Source organism: Pseudodonghicola sp. (genome assembly GCF_048268305.1).
Classification (GTDB): Bacteria; Pseudomonadota; Alphaproteobacteria; order Rhodobacterales; family Rhodobacteraceae; genus Pseudodonghicola.
Genome location: NZ_JBLWVT010000006.1, coordinates 218,841 through 243,429, shown reverse-complemented (window position 1 = coordinate 243,429; position 24,589 = coordinate 218,841). Strand labels below are relative to the sequence as shown.

The 24,589-nt window shown below is 66.0% G+C and carries 21 protein-coding genes; 13 read left to right on the top strand and 8 right to left on the bottom strand.

Going from position 1 to position 24,589, the window contains the following annotated elements; translation table 11 throughout:
- Positions 1-77 precede the first annotated feature (77 nt).
- Genes ACN0V4_RS13285 through ACN0V4_RS13270 form a run of 4 tightly spaced genes read right to left on the bottom strand, consistent with a single transcriptional unit; the run spans position 78 to position 4,135 of the window.
- Positions 78-1,268, bottom strand: coding sequence for a M20 aminoacylase family protein (locus ACN0V4_RS13285; protein ID WP_417676833.1), 1,191 nt, complete (start codon positions 1,266-1,268; stop codon positions 78-80).
- Positions 1,249-1,806, bottom strand: coding sequence for a TRAP transporter small permease (locus tag ACN0V4_RS13280; RefSeq protein WP_417676831.1), 558 nt, complete (start codon positions 1,804-1,806; stop codon positions 1,249-1,251). Before ACN0V4_RS13280 ends, ACN0V4_RS13285 begins: the two co-directional genes overlap by 20 nt.
- A 55-nt stretch (positions 1,807-1,861) precedes the next feature.
- Entirely contained in the window at positions 1,862-2,833 is a 972-nt protein-coding gene (locus ACN0V4_RS13275; protein ID WP_417676829.1) for a TRAP transporter substrate-binding protein, read from the bottom strand.
- Positions 2,834-2,851: 18 nt separating this feature from the next.
- The gene (locus tag ACN0V4_RS13270) at positions 2,852-4,135 is read right to left on the bottom strand and encodes a TRAP transporter large permease (RefSeq protein WP_417676827.1); all 1,284 of its coding nucleotides are present in this window, start codon (positions 4,133-4,135) and stop codon (positions 2,852-2,854) included.
- A gap of 218 nt (positions 4,136-4,353) precedes the next feature.
- On the opposite strand from ACN0V4_RS13270, the gene ACN0V4_RS13265 reads away from it, so the two are divergent.
- From ACN0V4_RS13265 to ACN0V4_RS13230, 8 genes are all read left to right on the top strand, one after another.
- Positions 4,354-5,268 (top strand): LysR substrate-binding domain-containing protein, encoded by a 915-nt coding sequence (locus ACN0V4_RS13265; protein ID WP_417676825.1) that lies wholly within the window; start codon positions 4,354-4,356, stop codon positions 5,266-5,268.
- A gap of 336 nt (positions 5,269-5,604) precedes the next feature.
- A complete protein-coding gene (locus ACN0V4_RS13260) occupies positions 5,605-6,147 on the top strand; it encodes an NAD(P)H-dependent oxidoreductase (RefSeq protein WP_417676823.1) in 543 nt (180 codons plus the stop codon).
- Between the two features lie 121 nt (positions 6,148-6,268).
- Positions 6,269-7,099, top strand: a complete 831-nt coding sequence (locus tag ACN0V4_RS13255; protein WP_417676821.1) for an ABC transporter permease subunit — start codon at positions 6,269-6,271, stop codon at positions 7,097-7,099.
- Positions 7,096-7,827: an ABC transporter ATP-binding protein gene (locus tag ACN0V4_RS13250; protein ID WP_417676819.1), complete on the top strand. Its 732-nt coding sequence runs from the start codon at positions 7,096-7,098 to the stop codon at positions 7,825-7,827. Before ACN0V4_RS13255 ends, ACN0V4_RS13250 begins: the two co-directional genes overlap by 4 nt.
- A gap of 25 nt (positions 7,828-7,852) precedes the next feature.
- The gene (locus ACN0V4_RS13245) at positions 7,853-8,872 is read left to right on the top strand and encodes an NrtA/SsuA/CpmA family ABC transporter substrate-binding protein (protein WP_417676817.1); all 1,020 of its coding nucleotides are present in this window, start codon (positions 7,853-7,855) and stop codon (positions 8,870-8,872) included.
- Positions 8,869-10,221, top strand: coding sequence for an NtaA/DmoA family FMN-dependent monooxygenase (locus tag ACN0V4_RS13240; RefSeq protein WP_417676815.1), 1,353 nt, complete (start codon positions 8,869-8,871; stop codon positions 10,219-10,221). The genes ACN0V4_RS13245 and ACN0V4_RS13240 overlap by 4 nt, the downstream gene beginning before the upstream one ends.
- 26 nt (positions 10,222-10,247) lie before the next feature.
- Positions 10,248-11,483 carry a hypothetical protein gene (locus ACN0V4_RS13235; protein ID WP_417676813.1) on the top strand — a complete coding sequence of 412 codons (1,236 nt, stop codon included), beginning with the start codon at positions 10,248-10,250 and terminating at the stop codon, positions 11,481-11,483.
- Positions 11,484-11,501: 18 nt separating this feature from the next.
- Positions 11,502-13,127 carry a rhodanese-like domain-containing protein gene (locus ACN0V4_RS13230; protein WP_417676811.1) on the top strand — a complete coding sequence of 542 codons (1,626 nt, stop codon included), beginning with the start codon at positions 11,502-11,504 and terminating at the stop codon, positions 13,125-13,127.
- A gap of 174 nt (positions 13,128-13,301) precedes the next feature.
- Here the strand turns inward: ACN0V4_RS13230 and ACN0V4_RS13225 are convergent, their stop codons facing one another.
- From ACN0V4_RS13225 to ACN0V4_RS13210, 4 genes are all read right to left on the bottom strand, one after another.
- Positions 13,302-13,676, bottom strand: a complete 375-nt coding sequence (locus ACN0V4_RS13225; protein ID WP_417676809.1) for a glycine zipper family protein — start codon at positions 13,674-13,676, stop codon at positions 13,302-13,304.
- Between the two features lie 234 nt (positions 13,677-13,910).
- Positions 13,911-14,675: a phytochelatin synthase family protein gene (locus tag ACN0V4_RS13220; RefSeq protein ID WP_417676807.1), complete on the bottom strand. Its 765-nt coding sequence runs from the start codon at positions 14,673-14,675 to the stop codon at positions 13,911-13,913.
- Positions 14,676-14,827: 152 nt separating this feature from the next.
- Positions 14,828-16,354 (bottom strand): arginine/agmatine antiporter, encoded by a 1,527-nt coding sequence (adiC, locus tag ACN0V4_RS13215; RefSeq protein WP_417676805.1) that lies wholly within the window; start codon positions 16,352-16,354, stop codon positions 14,828-14,830.
- An 11-nt stretch (positions 16,355-16,365) separates the two neighbouring features.
- The gene (locus ACN0V4_RS13210; RefSeq protein ID WP_417676803.1) at positions 16,366-18,666 is read right to left on the bottom strand and encodes an Orn/Lys/Arg decarboxylase N-terminal domain-containing protein; all 2,301 of its coding nucleotides are present in this window, start codon (positions 18,664-18,666) and stop codon (positions 16,366-16,368) included.
- A gap of 535 nt (positions 18,667-19,201) precedes the next feature.
- Here ACN0V4_RS13210 and ACN0V4_RS13205 point away from each other — a divergent pair.
- The 5 genes from ACN0V4_RS13205 (at position 19,202) to ACN0V4_RS13185 (ending at position 24,476) form a co-directional block, all read left to right on the top strand.
- Positions 19,202-20,497, top strand: coding sequence for an extracellular solute-binding protein (locus ACN0V4_RS13205; RefSeq protein ID WP_417676801.1), 1,296 nt, complete (start codon positions 19,202-19,204; stop codon positions 20,495-20,497).
- A gap of 106 nt (positions 20,498-20,603) precedes the next feature.
- Entirely contained in the window at positions 20,604-21,578 is a 975-nt protein-coding gene (locus ACN0V4_RS13200; RefSeq protein WP_417676799.1) for an ABC transporter permease subunit, read from the top strand.
- 9 nt (positions 21,579-21,587) lie between these two features.
- Complete coding sequence (gene ugpE / locus ACN0V4_RS13195; RefSeq protein WP_417676797.1) at positions 21,588-22,430, top strand: sn-glycerol-3-phosphate ABC transporter permease UgpE; 843 nt, start codon at positions 21,588-21,590, stop codon at positions 22,428-22,430.
- A gap of 1 nt (position 22,431) precedes the next feature.
- Positions 22,432-23,505, top strand: coding sequence for a sn-glycerol-3-phosphate import ATP-binding protein UgpC (locus tag ACN0V4_RS13190; RefSeq protein WP_417676795.1), 1,074 nt, complete (start codon positions 22,432-22,434; stop codon positions 23,503-23,505).
- A complete protein-coding gene (locus ACN0V4_RS13185; protein WP_417676793.1) occupies positions 23,502-24,476 on the top strand; it encodes an endonuclease/exonuclease/phosphatase family protein in 975 nt (324 codons plus the stop codon). The genes ACN0V4_RS13190 and ACN0V4_RS13185 overlap by 4 nt, the downstream gene beginning before the upstream one ends.
- Positions 24,477-24,589 lie beyond the last annotated feature (113 nt).

Here is a 24,589-nt window from a genome sequence, read left to right as displayed (position 1 = left end):
AAGAAACGCGCCGGGCTGCGGATCGCCATGGCGGGCGAGCGCCGCGCCCCCTGGACGAAGAGGGCGCGGGCGTCGGTTCAGGCCGCCAGTTCGGCAGCCACCAGGTTCAACCAATAGGCCACGCCGATCGGGATCAGAGCGTCGTTGAAATCATACTTCGGAGTATGAACGAAGGCGGCCTCGGGGCCGTCGCCATTGCCCATCATCACATAGGCGCCCGGCACCTTTTCCAGCATGAAGGAGAAATCCTCGGAGCCGCCGGCAAGCGGCGCCTTGGGGTCGACCATGTTCTCGCCCACCGACACCCTGGCGGCGGCGACAGCGCGGGAGACTTCGGCACCGGTGTTCACCAAGGGCGGATAGCGGCGGGTATAGATCAGCCGCGCCGAAACGCCATGGGGCGCGGCGCAATGCTCTGCAAAGCTGCCGATCGACTGTTCCAGCAGGTCGCGGATCTGCGGCCGATAGGATCGGGCGGTGCCACGCACCACCACCTTGGCGGGGATGATATTAGGGCTCATGTAGTCCCCGGCGGCGATATGCCCGACCGAGATCACCGCCGAGTCCGTGGCCGGCACCTTGCGGGAAATGATCTGCGCCAGGGCAGCGATGAACTGGCCCGCCGGCACCGTCGGGTCGGTGGCGGTATGCGGCATCGCGCCATGGCCGCCGCTGCCCTCAAAGATCACCTCCCAGGTATCGCCGGCCGACATGAAGGGGCCGGGGCGCGTCAGCACGCGGCCAAGCGGTTCCTTGGGGGCATTGTGCAGCCCATAGACAGCATCACAGGGGAACAGATCGAAAAGCCCGTCCTCGATCATCACCCGGGCGCCGCCCAACCCCTCTTCGGCGGGCTGAAAGATGAAATGGACGGTGCCGGCGAAGTCCGGATCGGCGGCCAGCTTCTCGGCGGCGCCCAGCAGCATCGTCGTATGGCCGTCATGGCCGCAGGCATGCATCTTGCCCGGCACCTCCGAGGCATAGGGCAGGCCGGTCTGCTCCTCGATGAAAAGCGCGTCCATGTCGGCGCGCAGCGCGATCACCCGCTGACCGGGGCGCTTGCCCTTGAGCGTGCCGACCACGCCGGTGCCGCCCAGGCCGCGGTGGATTTCGATCCCCATCTCGGCCAGGCGCCGGGCTACGATATCGGCGGTGCGATGTTCCTCGAAGGCGGTTTCGGGGTGACGGTGCAGATCCTGGCGCAGCGCGGTCAGGCGGGTGATGAAAGCGCTGTCGTTGCGCAGCGTGTCAGGCGTGATGTGAGGCATTGGTGTCTCCGTCCGGGCCGGTGGCCCTGAGGTTCGCAAGGCTCCGCGCGCATGTGGCGAGCCCGTGCAGGAAGATGGCGATGATAAAGATGGGCACGGTCACGGCGACGAAGATCGTGGGCATGTCGAAGGTTTCGGCCGTGGTATGCATGTTCCGCGCCAGGAACGAGCGGGCGGGGTTCAGGCCCGGCCCATAGAAGCAGAAGAAGAGGATCGGGCCCAGGAAGGTCACCACTGCGGCGCCGCGCAGCAGCGCCGCCAGCCCCAGCACCGGCCGCGGCAGGGTGGCGGGCAGCTTGACCAACCGGGGGTCGAAACCGGTGCGATAGGAGATGGAGGCCCCAAGCAGGCCGACCCAGACCATGGCATAGCGCGCGGCCTCCTCGGTCCAGGCGGGGGGCGCGGAAAAGCCATAGCGGGCCACGACCTGCAGCGAGATGAAGGCCACCATCAGCACCAGACCGACCAGGGCGATGGCACGCAGCACGCGGTCGACGCCGAAGCTCAGCCGCTCCAGGAAAGTTGCAAGCGATGTCATTGAAGGCTCCGTCGGGACGCGGGATGACCGCGCCCCAGTTGCGATCCTAACGGGATCAGTTCAGGAATTGCGTGATGTAATCAATGTTTTCCTGCGGCACGATCTGGTTCCAGACCGAGCGCGAGGCGGCGACGAACTTGTCGCGCTCGCCCGGCTCCAGCGGCGTGATCTCGATGCCACCGTCCTGGATCACCTGTTCGAAATAGGGCACCTGCTTGAGGGCCCAGTCGCGGTTCACCTCGACGCCATGCGCCACCGCCGCGTCGACCCAGCCCTTTTCCTCGTCGGTCAGGCCGCTGTACCAGTCGTCGGACATCATGATGACCTTCGGCACCGGGCCGGCCTCTAGCGGGGTGAAATAATGCAGCAGCTCGACCTGACCGGCGGCAACCACGGTCGAGGGCGGGTTGAAATGGCCGACGGCGACGCCGGTCTGCAGCGCGTTCGGGGTCTCGGCCCAGCTGACGACGGTGGGCTTGGCCCCCCAGGCGGCCATGACGGACACCTGGTCACCGCTCTGGGCGCGCAACCGCATGTCGGCGACATCGGCTAATGTGGTCACCGGCTTTTGGGTGTTGAACAGGCCCAGGGTGCCGCCGCGCATCGCAAAGCCGGCGACGCGCAGACCCAGCTTGCCGGCATCCGCGTTGATGTGATCCAGCGCATGGGACTCCGCCACCACCCGGTCGAATTCCGCCTCGTCCGAGGTCAGGAAGGGCAGGAACAGGGTGGAGGACCACTTTGAGGCCTTGATCAGCGATCCGGCGTTGCCGACATTGACGGCGATCAGCCCTTGCGAGGTCTGGTCGAACCGGTCGCTTTCCTTGCCGAGGGCGTTCGACGGGTGCACGACGACGTTGACGCCATGGCTGCCGAGGCTTTCGGCAAAGGCATGGATGAAGACATATTCCGCGTCATTCTTCAGATCTTCCGTGCCGGCGAAGGCGATGACGACATCGTCCATCGCCTGGGCGGCGCCGGCCAGCGCCAGCAGGCTGACGGTTGCAGCAAGCAGGGTGTTTTTCATGGATTGCTCTCCTGTTGGTTAGTTGATGAGGCCGAGATAGCGCGGCAGGGTGAGCGAGATGGCGGGAACGTAGATCAGCACGCCCAGCAGGATCAGCTCGACCAGAAGGAAGGGCAGGGTGGCGCGCACCAGGCGCCAATAGCCGATGTCGACCACCGTCGAGAGGATCAGCAGCACGCCCCCCAGGGGCGGCGTCAGCAGCCCCACGGTCAGGTTGAAGCCGATCAAAATGCCCATGTGCACCGGATCGACCCCCATGGCGATCGCCGGCGGGATCAGCAACGGACCCAGCAGGGCCACGGCGGCCTTGACGTCCATCACCATGCCGGCGGCCAGGAAGATCAGGTTCAGCACGATCATATAGCCGGTGGCGTCCAGGCCGATGGCGCCGATCAGCTCGGCCAGCCTGCGCGGCAGTTGCTCGACCGAGGTGAGATATCCGAAGGTGGCCACGGCGACGAGGATGATGAAGACCGCCCCCGACAGGATCACCGTGCGGGTCAGCGCCTCGTGCAGGTCGCGCAGGGTCAGCCGGCCATAGAACATCCCCACGGCCAGCGCGGCGAGCGAGGCGACGCCCGCCGCCTCGGCCGGGGTCATGACGCCGAAGAGGATGCCCGAGAGGATGATCGCCGGCAGGGTCAGTGCCGGCAGCGCGTTCAGCAGCGATGGCCAGAAACGCGGGATCTCGGATCCCTTGCCGCCCGGGTGATCATAGCGATGCGCCATGACCGCGTTGACCACCATCAGCACCGCCGCCAGCAGCAGACCCGGCACCACGCCGGCGGCGAAGAGCGCGACCACCGAGGTGTTCAGCAGCGCCCCGTAGAAGATCAGGATGATCGACGGCGGGATGATCGGCCCGATGATCGACGAGGCGGCGGTGATCGCGGCGGCATAGTCGCGGGTATAACCTTGCCGCTCCATCTCGGGCACCAGGGTGTTGCCGAGCGCTGCGGCATCCGCCGTCGCCGATCCTGAGATGCCGGCGAAGAAGACTGAGGTGAGGATGTTCACATGCGCCATGCCGCCCTTGAAGCGGCCCAGCATCGACAGCGAGAAGCGGATCAGCGCCTCGGTCACGCCGCCGCGGTTCATCAGCTCACCGGTCAGGATGAACAGTGGCATGGCGAGGAAGGCGAAGACGTCAAGCTGGCTCATCGCCCGTTGCGGCAGGGCGGCGAGATAACGCAGCTGGTCTTGGGTGAAGAAGCCGACAATGGTGGCGCCGCCGACGAAATAGGCGATGGCCGAGCCCGAAAGCAGCGTCGCGAAGAGAAAGAGGAAGGGTAAGATCGGCATCAATGTCTCCTTTCGGAAGAGACAATTGGACTGCCAGCCTATAGGCAATACGACAAATATTCGATATTCTATGCGTCGAAGCTATGGCTTTGCCTGATCATTCAGGGGAATTTTCCCTGCGTTTCCGGGGAAGGCCCCGCATTGCGCCTTTGGGCGAGGGACGACTAGGCGGTGGTCGTCGGGGCTGTGATGAAGAATTAGGCGCTTTGAGGAGCGAAATGGACGGGCTTAACCTGCATCGGCTTCAAGTCTTTCGGACGGTTTTCGAAACCGACAGCGTCAGCGCTGCGGCGCGCGCCATGCGCCTGTCGCAACCCACGGTCAGCCGCCATTTGCAGATATTCGAGGACGAACTGGGCTTCGTCCTGTTTCGCAACGTCTCGGGCCGGCTGGAACCGACCTGGGAGGCGCAGCGGCTCTATGCGGAAAGCGGCGGGCTGTTCGAACGGTTGGGGCAGGTGGAATATTCGGTGGAGTCGATCCGGCGCGGCACTCAGGAGGCGCTGCGGATCATGGCCACCGCGGCGCTTGCCTATGCGGTGGTGCCGGATGCGGTCGGGCGGCTGCACCGGCAGTTCCCGGAACTGGACATCGTGGTGGACAGCGGACGCCAGAACAACCAGCTGCAGGCCCTGCGCGAAGGGTCGATCGACCTCGCCATTGGCGGCGCCGCCGCGAATCGGCCGGAGCTGCGGCAGTGGATCATCGGCGACATGCCCCTGGTGGCGGTACTGCCCCCCGATCACCCCCGCGCGGGAGAAGAGGCCTTCGACCTGGCCTGGCTGATGGAAGCCGGCTGCGTGACCCATAACGTCGACGCGCCCCTGGGCCGCAAGCTGGAGGCCGAGCTGATCCGTCGCGGCATAGAACCCAGCCGTCGCCTGACCGCGCTGAGCATCCCCTTTGCCGTGGGCCTGGCCCGGGGGGCGGGGTTGTGCACGGTGGCTGACAGCCTGTCGGTTCTGACGCTGCGCGGCAGCGGCATGCGGATCCTGCCGCTGACCACGCCGCTGAGCCTGGAACTGGCGGTGATCCAGCTTGCCAATCGCCCGGAGCGCAGTCCGGTGACCGGTTTCATCGCCGCCATGCGCGCCGCCTATGCCGCCGCGGCGGACTTGCCGCTGAACGGATAGAAAACCATCGCCAGGGTCCATGGCGCTGGCCGGTTCGCCATCTTTCCCATGAAGTTTTGCATGAATATTATTCAGTAATATTTTGATAGAAAATGTTTTTCTAACTTGAGGTCTGCCTTTCCGGCTCCTCCGCCGCACCAATTCTGAATGTGCAGTCGGCAACCGGAACCATTCGCTAAGCCCCGGGATCAGCCGGATCACGAGAGAAAGACCTTATCGCCGAAGCTCGCGTTTGGAGAATACGCTTCCCTAATCCGGGCGATCTTCGAAATGGACGCAATGCCCCCGATCTCCTAGCCTAAATCTCGATAAAGACGGTAGATATAGGAGATTAAAATGACCGATATCGTCGGCCTCGCGGGAAGCCTGAACCTCCCGTCGCGCACCCGGGCGCTGGTCGAGGCAGCCACCAGACGGGTGACCGAACTGTCGGGTTTGCGCGGCCTTGTGCACGATCTGACCGACCTCGGCCCGGGGTTCGGCACCGCTCAGCGCGCCACAGACCTGGAGCCGCAGGCGCGGGCGGTCTTCGACCGCATCGTCGCGGCGAAGGCGCTGGTGATTGGCACGCCGGTGCACAAGGGCAGCTATGCCGGCCTGTTCAAGCATCTCTTCGACCTGATGGAGCCCGAGGCGCTGCGCGGCAAACCGGTCCTGCTGACGGCGACCGGTGGCGGGTTGCGTCATGCGCTGGTGATCGAACATCAGTTGCGCCCGCTCTTCGGTTTCTTCGAGGCCGATACCATGCCCACGGGCGTCTATGCGGGGCCGACCGACATCCTTGATGGCGCCATCGCCTCGCCCGAGATCTCGGCGCGGCTGAACGCGGCGGCCGGGCAACTCGTCGGCCGGCTGGCGCGGCACCCGCAACCCGCCTGATCGCGGCGCGACTCCGGTCGCGGCCTCCAGACCAATCGCAACATCGACCGCATGCCGGTGACGCTGCCCCCCCGGGGCCGGCGACCGATCCGTCATGCCCGAACCGACAGGAGACATTGAAATGCCTGCAGATACCACGACGACCGTGGCGCCGGCCGCCCGGATGCGCCTGCTGCCCGGCCTTCAGTTGACGCAGCTGGCGATGACCTGGGCCGTGCCGGCCGGGGTTGTCCTGCTTTGGGAACTCGCCGCCCGCGGCGGGCTCGTCACCCCTCACGTCCTGCCGGCGCCAAGCCGCGTTCTGGCCACCGGCTGGGAACTGGCCCAAAGCGGCGAGCTTGGGCGCCATCTTGTCGCCTCGCTGGCGCGGGCCTCGATCGGCTTTGTCATCGGCGGCACCATCGGTTTCGCGCTGGGCGTGGCCGTCGGCATTTCGCGCCTGGCGCAGACGCTGCTCGATCGCTCGGTGCAGATGATCCGGGCGATCCCCTTCCTGGCGCTTCTGCCGCTGGTCATTGTCTGGTTCGGCGTCGGCGAGGGGGCCAAGCTCTTTCTGGTCGCGCTGGCGGTGGTTTTCCCGGTCTATATCAACACCATGCTGGGGATGCGCCAGATCGACCCCAAGCTGATGGAGCTGGCCCGCGTCACCGGGCTGGGCTGGCCGGCGATCGTGCGGCGGATCATCCTGCCCGGCGCCATGCCCTCGGTGCTGACCGGTGTTCGCTATGCGCTGGCGCAGGCCTGGCTCGCGCTGATCATCGCCGAGACCCTGGCCACCACTCGGGGTATCGGTTTTCTCGCCATGGACGCGCGCGAGTTCCTGCAGACCGACGTCATCCTGCTCACCATCGTCATCTATTCGATCGTCGGCGTCGGCGCCGATGCTCTGGCCCGGGTCTTCGAACGCCGGCTGCTGGCCTGGCACCCGAACTATGCGGAGGGTCACGCATGACCTATCTTCCCCCGGTTTCTCGCGACCTGTCGCGCAGCGACCGTTTCGCAGACATCCCGCTTGCGGTCTCGGTCACCGGCCTCGAACGTCGCTATGGCAGCCGGCTGGTCATTCAGTCGCTCGATCTGGAGATCCGCGAGGGCGAATTCGTGGCTCTCCTCGGCGAAAGTGGCTGTGGCAAGACCACGCTTTTACGGGCGCTCGCGGGGCTCGATACGCCCGATGCGGGTGAAATCCGCGCGCCTGCGCGCCCTGCCGTGGTGTTCCAGGAACATCGGCTGCTGCCCTGGGCGACGCTCTGGCGCAATGTCGCGCTCGGGCGGGAGACTGTCGAGGGACGCGCCGCCGCCGCCCGCGCCCTGGCCGAAGTGGGCTTGCAGGGGCGCGAGGACGACTGGCCGCGGCGTCTCTCCGGCGGGCAATCGCAGCGCGTGGCGCTGGCCCGGGCGCTGATGCGCGAGCCGAAGCTCCTGCTGCTCGACGAACCCTTCGCCGCGCTCGACGCGCTGACCCGGATCCGGATGCACGATCTGGTCCGCGATCTGGTCGCCGTTCACCGCCCTGGCGTGCTGATCGTCACCCATGACGTGGACGAGGCGATCACCCTTGCCGATCGCATCCTGGTCATGCGCACCGGTCGCATCGCCGCCAGCTTCACCCCGGCCGAGATCGACCGGCAGCTTCTGCGTCAGGCCCTGCTGGAAGAGCTGGGCGTGACCCATCACTGACCTCTTTCCTGAAAGGACATCCAAGATGAAACGCAACCTTATCGACCGGCGCCGCCTGCTGCGCAGCGGCGGTGCCGTCCTCGCCAGCGCGGCGAGCGGTCTTCTCTCTCCGGCGCTGGCGCAAGGCGGTGCCGGGCTCAGCCGCACCACCGATGTGGTGCGCGTCGGCTATGGCCGTGGTGGTCTGACCCTGGTCGCCAAAGAGCGCGGCGCCTTCGAGGCGCGGCTGGCGCAACAGGGCATCCGCGTCGAATGGGTCGGCCCCTTTCCCAACCACGCGCCCTCGATGCAGGCGGTGGTCGGCGGCAGCGCCGACTTCGGCTTCTGGGGCTCGACCACCCCTGCGCTCGCCGCGATGCTGGCCGGCGCGCCGCTGGTGTTCAACAGCTTCAACATCTATGCGCCGCGCTCGACCTCGATCATCGTCAAGAAGACCAGCGGCATCGACAGCGTCGCCGATCTCAAGGGCCGCTCGGTGGCGGTGAACCGCTCCGGTCTGGGAGAGTTCCTGCTGGTCGCGGCGCTCGAACAGAACGGGGTCGACCGCGATCAGGTCAATGTCGTCTATCTCAATCCGCCGGACGCCGGCCCGGCCTTTGCACAGGACAAGGTGGATGCCTGGTCGATGTGGTCGCCCGCCGTCGATATCTCGCGCTTCGAGAATGACGCCAAGGACATCTTCAACGAGGGGCGCGATCTGGAATTCCTGATCGACTTCGCCTCGCTGGTGACCCGCCGCGAGTTCTCGGAACGAAATTCCGAACTGGTCCGCGCTGTTCTCGACGCCTACAGCGCCGAGGGCGCCTGGCAGAGCGCGAACCCGCAGGAGGCCGAGGCCATCGCCCAGGCCGAGGCCGGCTATGCCGACGAGGTGCGTGATTACCTCGCCGGGCTGGCGCGGGTGAACCGGTTCCACGAGCCCGACGATGCGGATTTCATGGCCGGCTTCCAACGCGCCGCCGACTGGCTGGCCGACCGGAAGATCATCCGGTCCCGCATCGACGTGGCCGAGGTCAGCGTGAAGATCCCCGGAGGTGCGGCATGACCCGGCCCCATATCCGCCTTGGCGTTAACGTCCTGGCCTCGGGCCGACACGACGCCGCCTGGAAGACCTTTGACGACAAGCGTCATCTGTCCACCGACATCGACCATTTCGTGCAGATCGCGACATCGGCCGAACGCGGGCTGTTCGACGCGATCTTCTTCGCCGACGGGCCGGGCGGGCTGGTGTCCGAGGCCCATAGCCGGCCCTGGCGCGCGCTCGATCCGATGGTGCTGGTGGCGAACCTCGCCGCGCATACCGAGCACGTCGGGCTGGTCTGCACCACCACCACGCTCTTCGGGCATCCCCATACCATCGCCCGGCAGATCGCCTCGGTCGATCATGCCAGCGGTGGCCGTGCCGCCTGGAATATCATCACCTCGCAGACCGCGCCGGCGCTGGGCGCCTTCGGCCTGTCGCAGGGCTGGGACCAGCAGGATCGTTACCTGCGGGCCGAGGAATTCGTCCGCATCGTCACCGGTTTCTGGGATAGTCTGCCCGACGAAGCGGTCGTCGCCGATACCGAACGCAGCCTTTATCTCGACCCGGCGCGGCTGCGGCCGCTGGCCTTCGAGGGCCAGCATTTCTCGGCGCGGGGCGCGCTTTCTGTGCCCGAGACGCCGCAGGGGCGGCCGGTGATCTTCCAGGCCGGCCAGTCGGCCGACAGCCGCGCCTTCGGCGCCCGCTATGCCGATGCGCTTTTCACCGGGCAGCGGGTGATCGAGGGCGCCCAGGCCTTCTACTCCGAGGTCAAGGCGCTGGCGCTTGGCTATGGGCGCGATCCCGACCACCTGCTGGTGATGCCGGGGCTGTTCCCGATCCTCGGCGCCACCGAGGAGGAGGCGCGCCGGCGCAAGCGCGCGCTGGACGACGGGCTCGATGCCGCGGCGCTGCGAGACGAGCTGTCGCACCATCTGGCTGTCGATCCCGACCGCCTTGCCGATCTCGACGCGCCGCTTCCCTGGGCCGAGATCGAGGCCAATGAGGACAGCGTGCCGATCGCCTCGCGCTGGCATCGCAATGAGATGCTGAAGGAGGCGCGACTGAACGGCTGGAATATCCGCGATCTGATGTTCTCGAACATCACCGGCGGCCACCGCGTCTATGTCGGCACGCCCGAGAGCTTTGCGCTGGACATGGTTGACTGGGTCGACCGGCGCGGCGCCGACGGATTCAACCTCAATATCGACGTCCAGCCCGAGGGGCTGGACCTGATCGCGGATCAGGTGATCCCGGTCCTGCAACGGCTCGGCCGCTATCGCCGGGGATACGAGGGGCGCACCCTGCGCGACAACCTGGGCCTGCCGCGCTTCGTGGCCGGCGATGCCGCCGACCTGCGCGCCGCGGTCTGATCCCCCTGCACCAGAAAGGACTTCCCATGCTTGACAGTTCCAGACCTTCCGCCGATCGGCCGAGGTTGATTTCACCGCTCTCCGCCGGCCTCGGCCTTGGTCCCTTGTTCGAAGATCTCGCCCGGACCGCCCCGGGGCGCGAGACCGCGGCGGGGCTGCCCCATGCCGAGATGGCGGCGCTGAAGGCGGCCGGCATCGGCGCGCTCCGGCTGCCGGTCGCCTCGGGGGGCGGCGGGGTCTCGCTGACCGATTTCTTCGGCGTCGCCCGCGATCTGGCGGCGGTCGATTCCAACCTGGCCCATGCCTTCCGCAACCATTCCTGGCAGGTCGAACACGCGCTGCGCCACCTGACGCACCCGCTGCACGCCCGCGTGCTGGAGCTTGCGGCGGCGCATGCCACGGTGGGGCTGAGCTTTGCCGAAACCGATGCCCAGGCGGCCGGGGCGCCGCCCAGCCGGGTGCTGTCGCGGATCGACTGGGACGAGGCGCGCCAGAGCTATCGTGGTTCGGGTGACAAGCCCTATGCCACCGGGAACCTCTATAACGACGCCTTCGTCGGCACCGCGATCGACGGGCGGTCGGGCGAGACGGTGCAATATCTCGTCGAGCGGGGCGAGGGCGTCGGAACCGAAGACGATTGGCAGGGCTTTGGCCAGCGGCTGACCGGATCGGGCACCATGCGCTTTCGTGATGTGGCGATTGCCGCCGTCTATCCGCTCGATCCGCCAGAGCGCGAAGGCGCGGCGCCCTGGCGCTATACCTTCCATCAGATCTGGCTGACCAACTGCATCGCGGGCATCGCCCGGCGCGTCACGCTCGACGCCACCGAGGTGCTGCATCGCAGGGGGCGCAACTTCTATCACGGCGAGGCCGAGCATCCCTCGGGCGAACCGGTCCTGCAAGCCCTGCTGGGTCGCATCCGCGCCTATGCCGCCGCGATCGAGGCGGTGACCGACCGGGCGGTCGCGACGCTCCAGCAGGGCTGGGACGCCCGCAGCGGTGTCGACGAATACGACGCGATGCTGGCCGCGACCCTGGCCGCGAGCGAGGCCAAGGTGGTCGCCGACGATCTCGCGCCGCAGCTTGCCGGCTGGCTGATCGACCTCGGCTCAGGCTCGGTGGTGTCGCGCAGCGCCGCGCTCGACCGGCACTGGCGCAACATCAAGGTGATCGCCGCCCATAACCCGCGCCTCTACAAGGAGCAATTCCTTGGGCGTCAGCAGCTGACCGGGGCCTTGCCGCCGACCGGGGCCTTCTTCTGAGACCGCAGGAGCGATGACATGACTTTCCAGTCTTTGACCACCCGGCCCGAGGCCGAGGATATCCCGAGCGTCACCCCCGCCGAGGTCCGCGCGCGGCTTCTTGCCCGCGACGAAATCCTGCTGGCCGACCTGCGCGAGGAAGATCCCTTCGCCACCGGCCATCCACTTTGGGCCGCGAATTTCCCGCTCGGCCGGCTTGAAGCCGACGCGCTGCGGCGGATCCCGCGAAGGGACGTGCCGATCGTGCTTTACGGCCATGACGGATATCGCGATCTCGCCCCGGTCGCGGCGCGCATCCTCCGGCGGCTCGGGTTCAGCGACCTGCAACTGCTGGCCGGTGGGCTGGCCGCCTGGGAGGCGGCGGGGTTCGAGACCTTCATCGACGTGAACGCGCCGTCGAAGGCCTTCGGCGAACTGGTCGAGGCGCGCCGGCACACGCCGCTGCTGGCCGCCGAGGAGGTGGCGCGGCTGATCGGCTCGGAGAGCCCGCCGGTAATCCTCGACGCGCGGCGGTTCGACGAATACGCGACGATGAGCATCCCCGGCGGCATTTCGGTGCCGGGGGCGGAACTGGTGCTGCAGGTGCGCGATCTCGCCCCCGATCCGGCGACCCAGGTGATCGTCAACTGCGCCGGTCGCACGCGGTCGATCATCGGCACCCAGTCATTGATCAACGCCGGTATCCCCAACCCGGTGGCGGGCCTGCGCAACGGCACCATCGGCTGGACCCTGGCGGGGCTGGCGCTGGACACCGGCGCCGGGCGAAGGGCGCAACCGCCCTCGGCCCGAGCGCGGGCGCAGGCGGCGCGGGATGCGCGGGCGGTGGCCCGGCGCGCCGGCGTTGGGCGCGTCTCACTGGCCGAGGCCACGCGGTTGGCGCGGTCCGGGCGCTCGGTCTATCTGATCGACGTGCGACCGGCCGAAGACTATGCGGCGGGGCATCTGCCGGGCTTCGTCAACGTGCCCGGCGGTCAGTTGGTGCAGGAGACCGACCACACCCTCCCGGTACGTGGCGCGCTGGTGTTGCTGGCGGATGATGACGGCACGCGCGCCGATATGACCGCGTCCTGGCTGGCGCAGATGGGGTGGGAGGTTCACGTCCTCGACCCGGTTCCGGCCGCGGCGCGCAGTGCCAGGGGCGCGGCGGCGGTGCCGTTGCCCCCGGTTCCCGCGGTCGAGCGGATCACGCCAGGAGAGCTTTCGACGTGGCTTGACGGGGCCGGGCCGCGAACCGCTGTGGTCGACGTCTCGACCTCGGCCGCCTATGTCCGGGGTCACGTCCCGGGGGCCTGGTTCGCCCTGCGCAGCCAGTTGGCGCAGGCGCTGGGCCAGATCGGTGAGGCCGATTGTTATGTGGTGACGACGCCGGACGAGGTGCTGGCGGCCCTTGCCGCCAGCGATCTGGCCGAGCTGACCGGGCGTCCGGTGCGATTGCTCGTAGGGGGGCTTGCCGCCTGGGCGGCGGCGGGGCTGCCGGTGGAGGAGGGGGAGACGCGCCTCGCCTCGCCCCGGGTCGACCGCTACCGCCGGCCCTACGAGGGAACCGAGGCGCCGCGCGAGGCGATGCAGGCCTATCTCGACTGGGAATATGGGCTGGTGGCGCAGCTCGACCGCGACGGGACGCATTTCTTCGAGGTGCTGTGATTACCTCGCCGGTCCTCGGAGGCGTGCACGCTGCGACCGCGCGGCCCTCGGGGGGACCCCGAAAACAGGAAAGGCGGCTCGCGCCGCCACTCCACTTACATCATCAGGGCCAGGGTGCCCCGGGAACCGGTGCCGCCCGCATTTTCCGCAGCGGGCGGCGCCGTGATCCGCGTGTCAGCCGACGACCCGGTAGCCGCGACCGCGCATGCAGTTCTTGATGATGGATTCCTTGTTCTGCTGCTGTTGCAGGGCACCCACGGCAACCCCGGCGACCGCGCCGACCAGGGCTGCGTCGCGCACATTGGTGCCCTTGTTGTTCAGTACGGCCGTGGTGCCGCCGGCGGCGGCGGCGCCGGTTGCGGCGGTTGCAGCGGTGTTGTTCGAGAAGGTCCCCTGTTGCGAGGCGAGCGCCTGGCAATAGGCGAGGTCATTGGAATAGTTCGGCCCAACGGCCCCGTCGATGATCGGGGTGTATTTCGATCCGCTGTTCTCGCACGCCGGGAGCAGGCAAAGCAGTGGAACAGCAGCGAGGACTTTGAAGCGGAGCATGTTTGACCCTTTCGGAGACGGAAAACGTTTTAACTACAGGCCGTTCTGATTGCGGCCCGACTCCAGCATACCGCAAAAGAAAGGCTTCAAAAAGAGCACACCTTCGCGAGATGCGAGATCTTCGCGCGGTCTGGATTCGAGGTTTTGGGCCATCGAAGATGGGGTGGGCAGGCCCTCGGGGCCTGCCGCTTGTTCTGATGTGACCGGGGCGGCGGGCCTGCTGCCTCTGTGGTGTCACTTCACGATATGAACGAGCCCGCCGGTTTCGCCTTCGAGCACCCCATGCTCTGCCCCGGTGGGCTTGAGCATCGCCCGCAGCAGCACCGGGGTCGGGGTCCAGTAGGGGATATACCACTCTTGATCGACCTCCAGAATCAGCACCCTGTCCGCCTCGGCGTCATAGGCGCCGATCACCGAGACATGCGGCCCGTCCCAGTCACCGGTGACGACGCCCTGGTTGAAATAGAGCAAAAGCGCGTCCTCGGCGGTGGCCTCGTTGGTCGTCAGCAGCCTGCGCAGTGTGTCCAGGGAGGCGGCACTCTCATCAGCGGGCTTGAAAGCCTCGGTGCGATAGCCCTCCATCGCCGTGGCCTTCAGGGCCTTGCCGGTGAATTGCACGAGCTGATCGAAGGTCACCCCGTCACCCCCCTCGGCCGAAAGCGTGGCCCAGTCGGGGTCGCCGACCAGCTCCAGCATCTGCGGCTGGGTGGTCACCGTGTCCTCGGCCTTGGCGGGTAGGCCGCGCAGCCCGTTCAGCGCGCCGGTGACGGCGGCGATCGAGCAGGCCGAGCTGGTGAATTGCGGTTTGATAAAGGCCGAGAAGGCCCAATAGTCGGGCGCCGGGGCGGTGATCAGATAGGCGTGATCGGCGGTGATCGGTACCGCGTCGGGGCCGAGCTTGGGCTGCGGCGCGGTCTCTGCGCTGTCATTCGCGGCCAAGGCGGCAGAGGCGAGGGTGAGGCCCAGCAGGGCGGGAATAAGGAAGGTGGGTTTACTCATTTTCAAACTATCCGGAGCAAGGGGGCAATGCGCCATGCTAGCAGCGGCTGAGAACCGGGCAATCGGCAAAGGTGACCGCGCGGCTTTGCGCGCCTGCGTCGACAGGAAAGGGCGGACCGTGGCCCGCCCTTTCGCTGTGCCTCAGGGCCGGCCTACGGCTTCGCCGGTTGGCCGGAGGTCGGCGCACTGGCGCTGGGGGCGCCGGCGACCGGCTGCGGCGAGCGGGTATAGAGCTTGCCGGCAGGCGGTTTGCCGACCGAGACCCAGAGCATCAGCGCCAAGGCCACCAGGGTGATGGTGAAGGTCAGATAGCGGACGATGCGCGGCACATGGCCGCCGACCTGCACCTGATGCGCCTCGACCTGGCGCTTGTGGTTCAGCGCCATGGCATAGAACACGATGGTCGAGACCACGAAGATCAGCGACCAGCGGGTCTGTTCCCCGTCAGAGCCGACGATCGCCCACAGGCAATAGATCGCCGCCACCAGGCTGATCAGCGTGTAGATCGCATATTCGTGATGCTGGACCTTGGTGAAGCTCAGCACCTTGAGCGAGATCGCCGAGTAGATGTAGGGCAGCAAGGTCATGATCACCGCGATCGAGGCGATCTTGCCGAATTGCTCCGACGCCGTCGGCGACATCGTGGCCAGCACCTGAACGCTCATGATCACGGCGACGATCGCCAACCCGGCCGAGGGCACGCCCTTGGCATTGGTGCGCGAGAAGACATTGGGGAACAGCCCGTCGTCGGCGGCGGCCTTGGCGCTCTGGCCGACCAGCAGGGTCCAGCCGGCAAGCGATCCCAGACAGCCGACCGCGGCGCAGATCGCGACGATATTGGCGGCCTCGGATCCCAGCGCCATGCGGACCGCATCGGCGAAGGGCGCGGCCGAGGTGATCAGATCGGCATTGGGGATCATCCCCATGATTGCGGTGGAAGAGAGCACATAGCAGACCCCCGCCAGCACCACGCCGCCCAGGGTGGCGATCGGAACGTTGCGGCGCGGGTTCTCGACGACGCCCGCCGAGACCGAGGCGGTCTCGACCCCGATGAAGGCCCAGAGGGTGAAGTTCAGCGTCGCGCCGACAGCGGTGAAGGAATCCTTGCCCGAGACGTTCCAACCTGCCGCATAGGTGTCGGTCGAGAACCAGAACCAGCCGAAGATCGCCATGCCGATGATCGGGAACAGCGCCGCGACGGTGGTGACGGATTGCAACCGGCCGACAAAGCGCGGTCCCAGGATATTGGCGTAGGTGAAGAACCAGATGATCGCGATCTGGCCCAGGGCCAGCACCAGCGGGATTTTCAGCTCGGGGAAGAAATAGGTGAGATAGCCGAGCCCGGCCACCGCCAGGCCGACGTTGCCCACCACATTGGCCAGCCAATAGATCAGGTTGGTCTGAAAGCCCATGTAATCGCCGAAGGCCTTGCGGGAATAGGCATAGGGGCCGCCGGCCGCGGGATCGAGCGCGGCGAGCTTGGCGAAGACCAGCGCCAGCGCCAGCGCGCCGACAAGGGTGATCAGCCAGCCGACGACGGCAATGCCGCCGATGGTGGCGAGGTTGGCCGGCAGCATGAAGACGCCGGAGCCCATCATGTTGCCCGCCACCATCAGGGTGGCGGGAACCAGGCCGATCTTGGTGCCGCCGGAGCCCTGGGAAGAGGTCGTATCGGTCATTGCGAGGCTCCTCAGCTGGTGGCAGGGGCGATGCAGAGAACGCGATAGCGCCCGTCCTCGACCTCGACCCCATGGGTGTCATGGGCAAAGCCCGGGAACCGCAGGTCGAAGGCCTCCAGCGCCTTGAGATAGGCGAGCAGCGGGCCATCGGCCGGCCCGGCGTTTTCGCCCGGCATCAAGAGCGGGATGCCTGGCGGATAAGGCACCACCCCGGTCGCGACCACCCGGTTCGCCATCTCGTCGAGCGTCAGGGATTCGATCTGGTCGAGCACGAGCTGCTCATAGGCCTCGACCGGCGACAGCACCGGGACGGGCAGGGTGGAAAAGCCCTGCGCCATGGTCTCGGTGGTCTTCAGCTCTCCCATCGCGGCGAACATCTCGACCGCCAGATCCTTCAGCCCCATGGCGCCATAGCGATCGGGATGGGCCTGAACCAGATCGGGCAGGGCATCGCGCAGCGGCCGGTTGGTGTCGTAATCTTTCTTGAAGTTCAGCAGGGCGTTGACCAGCGTGCCCCATTTGCCGTTGGTGATGCCGAAAGAGAACAGGAACAGGATGGTGAAATCCGTGGTCTTTTCGACCACGATGCCCTGGGTGTCGAGATAGGCCGACACGATGGCGGCGGGAATGCCCCAGTCGCCGCGCTCTCCCTGCGCCGACATGCCGGGGGTGACGATCGACACCTTGATCGGGTCGAGCATGCAATAGTCATCCTCGAGCCGGTCGAAGCCGTGCCAGTCGTCGCCGGGATGCAGCACCCAGGCCGAAGGCTCCTGCGCCAGCCGGTCCGCATCGGCGTTCTGGAAGGCGATCCGGCTGCCGCCGATCTTGACGGTTTCCGGCTGGAACACGCTGAAGAACCAGTCGCCGGCGTCGGTCAGCTCGGCCCGCATGCGGGCGATCATCTGGCGGAAGGCGATCGCCTCGCGGATGGATTCCGACGTGAGTGTCAGGCCTCCGACACCATCCATCATCGCCGCGCTGACATCGTTCGAGGCGATGATCGCATATTGCGGCGAGGTGGAGGCATGCATCATGAAGGCCTCGTTGAACCGGTTGTGCGGGATCGGCTTGCGCCCGTCGCGCACATGGATGAACGAGGCCTGCGACAGCGCCGCCAGCAGCTTGTGGGTCGATTGGGTGGCAAAGACGGTCGGGCCGCTGCGGTCGCGACCCTCGGGGGCGCCATGCATGGCAAAGCGGCCGCGATAGATCGGGTTGAACCGGGCATAACCATACCAGGCCTCGTCGAAATGCAGCCGGTCGACGCTTTGCCCGATCAGCTCCTCGACCCTGAGCACATTATAGCACAGCCCATCATAGGTCGAATTGGTGATGACCGCATGCACCGGGGCGGGGTCGACCGCCTTGGCCGTCAGCGGGTTGTCCGCGATCGCGCTCTGGATCGCCGCATCGGTCAGCGTTTCGGGATGGATCGGGCCGATCAGCCCCAGCCCGTTGCGCGAGGGCACCAGATAGGTGGGGATGGCGCCGGTCAGGGTCATCGCGTGTTCGACCGACTTGTGACAGTTGCGGTCGCACAGGGCGATCTGGCCACGGGTGACGCTGGCCATCATGATGACCCGGTTCGAGGTCGAGCTGCCGTTGGTCACGGTATAGGAGCGGTCGGCACCGAAGACCCGGGCGGCGTATTTCTCGCCCTCGCCGATCGGGCCCGAGTGATCGAGCAGCGAGCCAAGCTCGCCAACCGAGATCGACAGGTCGGAGCGGAACAGCTCCTCGCCGAAGAATTCGAAGAAGGCGCGACCGGCGATGTGCTTCAGAAAGGCGGTGCCGCCGGTATGGCCCGGGGTATGCCAGGAATATTCATAGACGCTGGCGAAATTGGCCAGCGCCTTGAACATCGGCGGCAGCACGGTTTCGCGGTACCGCTTCACTGCGGCGACAACACGCCCGCCGATGAACTCGGCGGTGTCCTCAAGCAGCCAGATGAAATCGTTCACCTGTTCCAGCACCGACATCGGCAATTCGGTCGCCGTCTGCCGCGAGGTCACCAGAAAGATCGGGATGGTGGCGTTGCGCGCCCGGATCAGCGACAGCAGGTTTTCGGCCTGCTGCGTGCCGCCTTCATCCGCAAGCGACCAGTCGAGCAGAACGCATTGGAGCCCGGCGTCGGTCTGAATGCGCGCGGCCGCGTCATCGGTGGAATTGGATTCCGCGACAATGACATCGCGCTGGGCAAGGTCTTCGATCAGCTTGCGGGCGGCATTGCCCGCCGCGTTCTCCGATCGAAGCTCTCCATGGGCGAATAGGACTTTAAGCCCAAGACGTCTTTCAACGGTGAGTTCCACAACAACGTCCTTTATTGCAATTTTTACGTGTGCCTCGAGCTTCCGCGAATTTGACGGATGTTCAAGCGTTAAACCGATCAAAAAGCCGACAATATCGCCTGGCGGATGGAGATTGCGCTTGAGGAGACCATTTCATTGTATTGATTTTAAATGATAATATATCATTATGACCGCTTTGGGGTCACGTCGCTGTGGGGCGTTGGCGGGGATTGGACAGGGAGAATTTTAGGAAAACCATCCGGTTGCCCCCACCGTCGAGCCCGAGCGGTCTCAATCAAAACGCGAAATGACCCCGGTCCGGTTCCGCCCGCGAGGCGCTTGCCCGGCGGACCTGAGGGGCGCGAAGCCGGGGGAGATCGGCCGCGCAAACCGTCCTCATCGCGGTCCGGAAAGCGGTTAACCGCTCGGGTGGCGCGGCTCAGGGCAGCCGCCGCGCGGGGCAGAGGGATCACCAAAGTGTCACATTGGCGAAATGAAACTGTTACCTCCGGCGCGTAGCCGTCGCGCGAAACCAGCTCCTGAAAGGAATAGGGACATGTTCAAGACGGCGACGGCAGCCATTGCGCTGGCCATGACCGCTTCGACGGCTTTCGCGGCGACCGACATCACCTGGTGGCACGGCATGGGCGGCCGCAACGGCGAAGTCATCAACGAGATTTCCCAACAGTTCAACGACGCGCAGGATCAGTGCAAGCTGACGCCGATTTCCAAGGGCACCTATGAGGAAGCTCTGTCGTCGGGCATCGCCGCCTTCCGTTCGGGCGAACAGCCGAACATCCTGCAGGTCTTCGATGCCGGTGCTGCCACCATCATCGCCGCCAAGGGCGCGACCATCCCGGCCGAGGATCTGATCAAGGGCGCGGGCGAAAAGTTCAGCCGCGAAGACTTCATCGCCGGCGTGCGCAATTTCTATGCCGACAGCGATGGCAAGTTCATCGGCATGCCGTTCAACTCCTCGGCGCCGATCATGTACCTGAACACTGAAGCCTTCGAGAAGGCCGGGGTCGAGCCGCCGAAGACCTGGGAAGATTTCGAAGCGATCGCGCCGAAGCTGAAAGCGGCCGGCTATCTGCCGATGACCGCCTCGCAGCTGACCTGGATGATGGTCGAGAACTTCAAGTCGCGCAACAATCAGCAGTTCGCCACCAACAACAACGGCTATGACGCCATCAAGGGCACCGAAATCATCGTCAACGATCCCAATCAGGTGATGATGTTCGAAAAGCTGAAGGAATGGGCCGACGAAGGCTATTACGGCTTCTACGGCGCCGGCTGGTCGGACAACCTGAAACCCTTCGAAGAAGGCAAGGCGGCGATGTGGATCGGCTCCTCGGGCTCCTTCGGCGGGCTGCAGAAGTCGGCTCAATTCCCCTTCGGTGCGGTCTTCATGCCTTACTGGGGCTCGATCGAGGGCGCCGGCACCCAGAGCTTCATCGGTGGCGCGGCACTCTTCGCCATGGCCGGCAAGCCCAAGGCGGAAAACGATTGTACCGCCAAGTTCTTCACCTTCCTGACCGCGCCGGAAACCCAGGTCTACTGGCACAAGAACACCGGCTACGTGCCGGTGACCGAAGCCGCCTATGAGCTGGCCAAGTCGCAAGGCTATTACAAAGAAAAACCGGCGGCCGAGGTCGGCATCCAGCAGCTGATGCTGCCGGGCGGCGAATGGACCAAGGGCTATCGGATGGGCTTCTATCCGCAGATCCGCTCGGTGATGGAACGCGAATTCAACCGCATCTTCTCGGGGGAAGTCTCGGTCAAGGACGCTTTCGACACCATCGAGACCGAAGGCAACGCCCTGCTGGCGCGTTTCGCCAAGACCGCGGGCTGAGCGTTAGACTGACCGCATCAACGGGGTTCCGGGCATTTTCGCCCGGGACCCTTTCGCAATTTGCGGGCCGCGCCTCCGGCCCGTGCCTCCGGACAGGAGATACCCGGTGACCGACACGCCCCTCAGCGCCCAGGGACCAACCGCCCCCTCATTGCTCCACCGTCTGCGCGACTGGTGGTCCGGCGAAACCGCCAACCCGGTCAAGCGGGTGCAGTTCGGCCACGGCATCACGCCCTGGCTTTTCGTGCTGCCACAGCTCGCCGTGGTGGTGATCTTCTTCTATTGGCCCTCGGCGCAGGCGGTGACATCGTCCTTCTATATCGAGGATCCCTTCGGCTTCGGCTCCACCTTCGTGGGGATGGAGAATTACGCCGACGCGCTCGGCAACAAGGAATATCTCTCGACCGCCTGGTTCACCGCCTTCTTCTGCGTGGTGGTGACGGCTCTGGCGCTGGGCATCGGGTTGCTGCTGGCGGTCAAGGCCGACAAGGTGATCCGCGGGGCGGAGACCTACAAGACGCTGCTGATCTCGGTCTATGCGATCGCGCCGCCGGTGGCGGGGCTGATCGGCATGATGTTCTTCGACATGCACATGGGGCCTTTCACCCGGCTTTTCGCGCTGTTCGGACACGAGCTGAGGGTGGGGGTGGATTACTGGGACACCGCCATCGCGCTGATCACCATCTCGGTCTGGAAGCAGATCCCCTATAACTTCATCTTCTTCCTGTCAGGGCTGCAGTCGGTTCCCGTCTCGGTCCGCGAGGCGGCGCTGATCGACGCGCGGTCCGGTTGGCGGCGGTTCAAGGACGTGACCCTGCCGTTGCTGGCGCCGACCGCCTTCTTCCTGCTGATCATCAACATCACCTATACGATGTTCGACACCTTCCCGATCATCGACGTGATCGTGAAGGACAAGCCCGCCAACAACCCGATGACGCTGGTCTACAAGGTCTATCTGGACGGCTTCAAAGGCAACGATATCGGCGGATCGTCGGCGCAATCGGTGATCCTGATGATCGTCGTCGCCGCGCTGACGGTGCTGCAGTTCCGCTTTCTCGAACGTCGCGTGCATTACGGGTGAGGTGAGACCATGCAAAAGATCAAACCCTTCGACCATCTGATCCTGATCCTCGGCACGCTGTTTCTCTGCGTGCCGGTGATCATGGCGCTGATGTCCTCGACCCATACCGGCGTCGATATCCATTCCAACGGGCTCTATCTCACACCGGGCAGCAACGGGTATGCCACCTACGAAAAGGTGCTGACCCATCGGGGCGGGTTCACCGGCGACGTCACCGGCCTGTTGATGCTGAAGAATTCGCTGATCATGGGCTTCGGCTTTGCGATCGGCAAGATCGTGCTGTCGATGATGGCGGCCTATGCGCTGGTCTATTTCCGGTTCCGCTTCGCCACCGTGCTGTTCTGGATGATTTTCGCCACGCTCCTGCTGCCGCTGGAGGTGCGCATCATGCCCTCTTACCAGGTGATGAGCCAGCTGCACCTGCTCAACAGCTATACCGGGCTGATCGTGCCGCTGCTGGCCTCGGCCACCGGCACGTTCTTCTTCCGGCAGTTCTTCAAATCGGTCCCGGACGAGCTGCTGGAGGCCGCCCGCATCGACGGCGCCGGCCCTTGGAAGTTCTTCATCGACGTGCTGGTGCCGCTGTCGAAGACGATGATGGCGGCGATCTTCATCATCATGTTCATCTACGGCTGGAACCAGTACCTCTGGCCGCTGCTGATGACCACGGACGAGAGTTTCTACACCCTCATGCGCGGCATCAAGTCGATCCTGCAGGTCTGGGTCGGCAGCCAGATCCCCGATTACAACGAAGCCTTCGCCCTTGCGGTGCTGGCCATGGTCCCGCCCGTTGCCGTGGTGGTGATCTTCCAGCGCATGTTCATCAAGGGCCTGACAGAAAGCGACAAGTGACATGGCAGAGCTTACTCTCAAAGCGGTCGGCAAGACCTATTCCGGCGGCGTCAAGGCGGTGGCGGACGTCGATATCCAGATCGCCGACGGCGAATTCATCGTGCTGGTGGGGCCGTCGGGCTGTGGCAAGTCCACCCTGCTGCGCATGGTCGCGGGGCTCGAGACGGTGACCGATGGCGAAATCCACATCGGCTCGCGGCTGGTCAACCAGCTCGATCCGGCGGAACGTGATATCGCCATGGTGTTCCAGAACTATGCGCTCTATCCGCATATGACGGTGCGCGACAACATGGCCTATGGGCTGAAGAACCGCCGCACCCCCAAGGCCGAGATCGAGAGCCGCGTGGCCGAGGCGGCGCGGATGCTGGAACTGGGCCAATACCTTGACCGCAAGCCGCGGGCGCTTTCGGGCGGGCAGCGGCAGCGGGTCGCCATGGGCCGCGCCATCGTGCGTCAGCCGGCGGCTTTCCTGTTCGATGAACCGCTGTCGAACCTCGACGCCAAGCTGCGGGTGTCGATGCGGATGGAGATCCGCAAGCTGCAGCGGCGGCTTGGCACCACCTCGCTCTACGTGACCCACGACCAGCTCGAGGCGATGACGCTGGCCGATCGGCTGGTGGTGCTGAACGGCGGCCGGGTCGAACAGATCGGCGCGCCGCTCGAGGTGTACCGCAAGCCGGCCTCGACCTTCGTGGCGGCCTTCATCGGCTCCCCGGCGATGAGCCTCATGGACGCCCGTGTCGAAGGTCGCCGGCTGATGCTGGAGGGACATGCGCTGGCCGAGGTCGATCATGCGGCGGGCCCGGTGACGCTGGGGCTCCGGGCCGAGGATCTGCGCCTGGTCGCCCGTGGCGGCATGCCGATGCGGGTGGAATATGTCGAGGAGCTGGGCGCGCACCGTGTGCTGCACGGCATGGTCGGCGACCAGGCGCTCGCCGTGGTCGACCAGGGGGCGGAGGCGCCGGGCGATCTGATCCATGTCGCGCCCGATCCGGCCCGGCTGCATCTGTTCGACGCGGTGACCGGCCGGCGGATCGAGGCGCGCGGCCGCGTGGCGGCGGAATTCGCGCAATGATCCGCGACACCACCCCGGCGCTGCCGGTGCCGGGCGCCGATGATCTGGCGATCCGCGATCTGCCGCGCGAGATCGCGGTGCATGACGCCCATATGGCGCGGGTTGCCGGCATGAACCTGATCGAGATCGGCGGGGCAGGCGGCACGGCGCCCTTGCCCCTGCCGGTCACGGTCGGGGCCTGGAACCTTGAACGTTGTCTCTTCCCCGAGGCGGCGGCGAAGATGCGCGACTGCGACGTGATCCTGGTGTCCGAGATGGACAATGGCATGGCGCGCACCAAGCAGCGCAACACCACCCGCGACATGGCCGACGGTCTGGACATGTCCTATGCCTATGCGGTGGAGTTTCTCGAACTCGGCCTCGGCTCGCCGATCGAACATCAGTTCTGCGACGACGATCACAACGCGCTCGGCTATCACGGCAACGGGCTGATGGCGAAGACCGCCTTGCGCGCCCCCTTCGCGCTGCGTCTGTGGGGCGAACGGCAGTGGTTCTCGGATGCCGAACAGCCGCGTCTGGGCGAACGGATCGCGATCGGCGCCACGGTCGAGACCGAGGCCGGCCCGTTTCTCGCCGTCTCGACCCATCTGGAAAGCGCCTGTGGTCCGGCCCATCGGGAAAGGCAGGTGACGGGGCTGATCGCCACGATTGACGCGGCGTTTCCCGGCCTGCCGGTGCTGATCGGCGGCGATCTGAACACCGGCAACCATAACGATGGCGTCTGGCGGGCGGAGGGGCTGTTCGACGTGGCCCGCGCCGCCGGCTTCACCGTGCATGGTGGCCCGGACGATCAGCCGACCACGCGGCCCAGCCTGATCACCCGCTGGCCCGAACGGGCGATGAAGCTCGACTGGTTCCTGGCGCGTGGTCTGCGGCTGAGCGAGACCGAGATCCGCCCGTCGCTGGATGAGGCCGGCCGGCCACTGTCCGATCACGATGCGATCGTCACCCGGATCGTCGGACTGGGCTGAGCCCGGGACCGCCGCGGTCGGCGGCGGTCCTGTCTTCTCCCGGCGGGCGGGGAATGGCGGATTTCTGCCAGGGGCGGGGCGAAACCTCGCGTGGAAAATTTCGCGGCGGTCGC